Consider the following 3652-nt stretch of genomic DNA (forward strand, 5'->3'; position numbering starts at 1 on the left):
ATAATATCCTATGGAAATTGTTTGATCTCTTAACCAGCTTGATTTTAGTTGTTTAAATGCTGGAATTTTCGAAAGCTTGTCCACATCAGCTTCAATCCATTTTATACGATCAGGGTTGCCGAATGATTTGTATTGTTGCAGATACAAACCCGTTAATGATGTTCTTTCCTCAACAATCCTGTTGGCCGCTGCATCTAAAGTTTCAATACGTTTAATATATCCGCCAGGCAAGCAAAACCCATTCAAGCCTTCAATCTGCGAGAGCAAAATTTTTAACCGGTGATCATGATAGCCGAATATAGCACAATCAATAGACACGTGCGGAATATAAGTTTTGTATCCGTTCACAATAAAATCTTCAACTTCTTTCAACGTATTCATAATGCAACAAAATTATTTAAAAAAACCTATTTAATAAATTTTGCCAAATAGAATTTTTGCACCTACATTTACATTTGGTAAATGTTACCAAATAGAAACTTTATTAAAACCTGCGATATGAAATCATCAAGAAGAGATTTTTTAAAAAAATCATCCATGAGCATTGCTGCAGCGGGCTTAGCTTCAACAATGCCCTCCATTCTAAAGGGTAATACTTTTAGAAAAGATATGCCATTTAAGTTGGCCTTATCGCAGTTTTCCCTTGCAAGCCAGTTTTGGACAAAACAATTAGATCCCCTTGATTTTCCAAAGAAAACCATTACAACATTTGGCATAAAAGGCATGGATTATTGTTCCATGTTTTTTGCAGGCAAAGCAAAAGACACAACATTTTTGAATGAACTTAAAAAACGCGCTTTGGATAATGGTTGCTATAACCTGCGCATTATGGTTGATGGCGAAGGTGTATTGGGGGATTTAAATAAAGACGTACGAACCAAAGCAGTGGAAAATCATTACAAATGGATTGATGCCGCCGCAACCTTGGGTTGCCAAATGATACGCGTAAACATGGAAGGGGAAGGCGCCCCTGCAGAAGTGGCCAAAGCATCTGCAGAGAGTCTGAATACCCTCCTTGAATACGGCAGCAAAAGCAATATTGATGTAATTGTTGAAAACCACATAGGCTTATCCTGCAACGGCGCCTGGCTTGCAGGCGTAATGAAAGATGTAAACAACCCGCATTGCGGCACGCTTGCTGATTTCGGGAATTTTTGCATTAACCGGACAAAGCCTGCCACCAACGATATTGCCGGATACATGGCAACCAAATGCCTGGAAGAATATGACCGGTATAAAGGCATAGCCGACCTTATGCCATTTGCTAAAGGCGTTCACGCCAAAACCCACTTGTTCGATGCTAACGGAAATGATATTGAAACAGATTTCAGCAGGATGTTTAAAATAATAAAAGATTCAGGGTTTAAGGGATGGGTGAGCATTGAATATGAGGGTGGCTTGATAAAGATGTACACTAAGAACGATAAATATTTAGACGATGATGCAGGTGTGATTGCTACAAAAAAGCTGATTGAAAAAGTTGTAGCTGTTTAGGCAAGCAGTAAACCATAATCGCATTATTATAACACAAAAAACATTTTCAGTTATGAAAAAATCAATTCAATGCACGCTTTCTTTGCCATTTGTAAAATCGGCCATCCCGGTGTTTTTTTGTATGTTCTTTTCTATTTCCTCAATCGCACAAAGTAAACACGACACGACGAGCTATATCCAGACGGTTGATATCAAAACAGGAAAAATTGATACAGTATTAGTTGCCAAAGGGGATTTCGAAGCACCCAACTGGCATCCTGACAATTACCTTGTCGTCAACTTTAAAGGCAAAATTTACAAGCTTGACCTGGCTACTAAGCAATTAACTGAAATTAACACTGGGTCAATTAATCAAATCATGGACGACCACGGGCTTTCACCGGACGGTAAATCAATAGCAATAACCAGCTTCGATACAGACAACCCTTCACAAAAACTTTATAAATTTTCTGTGTATATCGTACCTGCCGCAGGCGGGCAACCGAAGAAAATAACCTCCCAGGATCTTTCTTTTTGGCATGGATGGAGCCCTGATGGTAAGACAATAGCATATTGCGGAGGGGACTTTAGCAACCTGGATGTTTACACAATACCGGTGACAGGAGGCCCAGCGAAAAGGTTAACTGATGCTGAAGGGTTAGACGACGGGCCCGATTATTCTCCTGATGGCAAGTATATATATTTCCATTCATACCGTAGCGGCCGTATGCAGATTTGGCGGATGCACACCGATGGCTCTCAACCAGAGCAAATGACTTTTGATGAAAATGCCAACTGGTTTCCCCACCCGTCGCCAAATAATAAATGGATTGCTTACATCGCTTATACTACTGACGAGAAACAAAACCACCCGTTTGGCAAAAACGTCAAACTGCGCCTGATGAATCCCAAAACCAAGGCTGTTAAGGATATTACACCGGTGTTTTACGGTGGGGCAGGCACTATCAACACTCCTTCATGGAGCCCTGACAGCCGAAAGGTTGCGTTTGTAAGCTATTCGGTCAATTAATAGTTATTACGCCTACAACGCAGGATAATGCATAAATAGAAATTCTAAACAACAAAACACAAACAACTTCAATTATGAAAAAAGCAAATTTCTTATTCTGGTTACTTTTTTTTCTGCTGCTGTCAACAAACATGTTTGCCCAGCCCAAACCGGGCGCGGATTATTTTAAAGGTAAATGGAGTGTGCTGATAAAAGGCACACCAAGTGGTGATACCCGGATGATTTTCCTGCTGGAGAACAGGAATGATTCTATAACAGGTGTTGTACAGGACACCACTGGTGCAGAGATTTCTAAAATCTCCAAAGTAGAACTGACAGACACTTCGGCCGCAGTCTATTTCACCGCACAGGGATATGACGTGAGCCTTGTCATGAACAAAAAAGATAACGATCATATCACCGGCAGCCTGATGAGCATGTTTGATGCTGAAGGCGAGCGGGTAAAGAAAACTCAATAAGGATATTAAGATGAAAAATTTATATGTAGGCCTATTATTGGCATTATTGTATGCTGGGTGCCATAGATGGGATTTCCAATCGCTTTATAAACCAAAAGATAATCCAATTATTGGGGCAGATTCTTCTTTTACATTTACTTGCCCTATAACAAACGAAGTAGTGCGGTGGCAGAAAGCAGATGTGTTTAACCCCGCAGCGATTGTTAAAGACAATAAAGTGTACTTGCTACTACGTTGCGAAGATAACCCAGCAGCCAGGCTATCCGGGCGGACTTCCAGGATTGGTTTGGCATATAGTGATGACGGAATACATTTTACAAAATATCCAACCCCGGTTTTGTACCCGGATCGTGATACATTTATGAAATATGATAATCCGGGAGGGTGTGAAGATCCAAGAATTGTTGAAACTAAGGATGGTTTATATGTATTGGCTTATACCTCATGGAACGGTAAAACTGCCAGATTAAGCATAGCATTTTCAAAAGACTTGATACATTGGGAAAAGAAAGGGCCTGCTTTTGCAAGGGCTTATGATGGAAAATTTCTCAATTACTGGTCTAAGTCCGGTTCCATTGTTACTAAAATGGAAGGAGGCAGGCCAATTGCAGCAAAAATAAATGGGAAATACTGGATGTATTGGGGCGAAGGGTTTATTAACCTTGCGTGGTCTGATAACCTGGTAGACTGG

The 3652-nt window shown here is 40.4% G+C and carries 3 protein-coding genes and 2 pseudogenes; 4 read left to right on the forward strand and 1 reads right to left on the reverse strand.

Features of this window, described 5'->3' with window-relative positions; all coding sequences use genetic code 11:
- Positions 1 to 372: pseudogene (locus VNZ46_RS13660) on the reverse strand (hypothetical protein); the annotation flags it as partial.
- Positions 373 to 498: 126 nt separating this feature from the next.
- Here VNZ46_RS13660 and VNZ46_RS13665 point away from each other — a divergent pair.
- From VNZ46_RS13665 to VNZ46_RS13680, 4 genes and pseudogenes are all read left to right on the forward strand, one after another.
- Positions 499 to 1494, forward strand: a complete 996-nt coding sequence (locus VNZ46_RS13665) for a TIM barrel protein (RefSeq protein WP_325560647.1) — start codon at positions 499 to 501, stop codon at positions 1492 to 1494.
- A 52-nt stretch (positions 1495 to 1546) separates the two neighbouring features.
- Positions 1547 to 2503 (forward strand): hypothetical protein, encoded by a 957-nt coding sequence (locus tag VNZ46_RS13670; RefSeq protein ID WP_325560648.1) that lies wholly within the window; start codon positions 1547 to 1549, stop codon positions 2501 to 2503.
- A 74-nt stretch (positions 2504 to 2577) separates the two neighbouring features.
- The gene (locus VNZ46_RS13675; protein ID WP_325560649.1) at positions 2578 to 2961 is read left to right on the forward strand and encodes a hypothetical protein; all 384 of its coding nucleotides are present in this window, start codon (positions 2578 to 2580) and stop codon (positions 2959 to 2961) included.
- Between the two features lie 10 nt (positions 2962 to 2971).
- Positions 2972 to 3652, forward strand: a pseudogene (locus VNZ46_RS13680) (hypothetical protein); the annotation flags it as partial.

Source organism: Pedobacter sp. (genome assembly GCF_035566355.1).
Classification (GTDB): domain Bacteria; phylum Bacteroidota; class Bacteroidia; order Sphingobacteriales; family Sphingobacteriaceae; genus Pedobacter.

Coding starts and splice junctions, on each gene's coding strand:
- VNZ46_RS13665 (WP_325560647.1), top strand. CDS start 499: ATGAAATCATCAAGAAGAGATTTTTTAAAAAAATCATCCATGAGCATT.
- VNZ46_RS13670 (WP_325560648.1), top strand. CDS start 1,547: ATGAAAAAATCAATTCAATGCACGCTTTCTTTGCCATTTGTAAAATCG.
- VNZ46_RS13675 (WP_325560649.1), top strand. CDS start 2,578: ATGAAAAAAGCAAATTTCTTATTCTGGTTACTTTTTTTTCTGCTGCTG.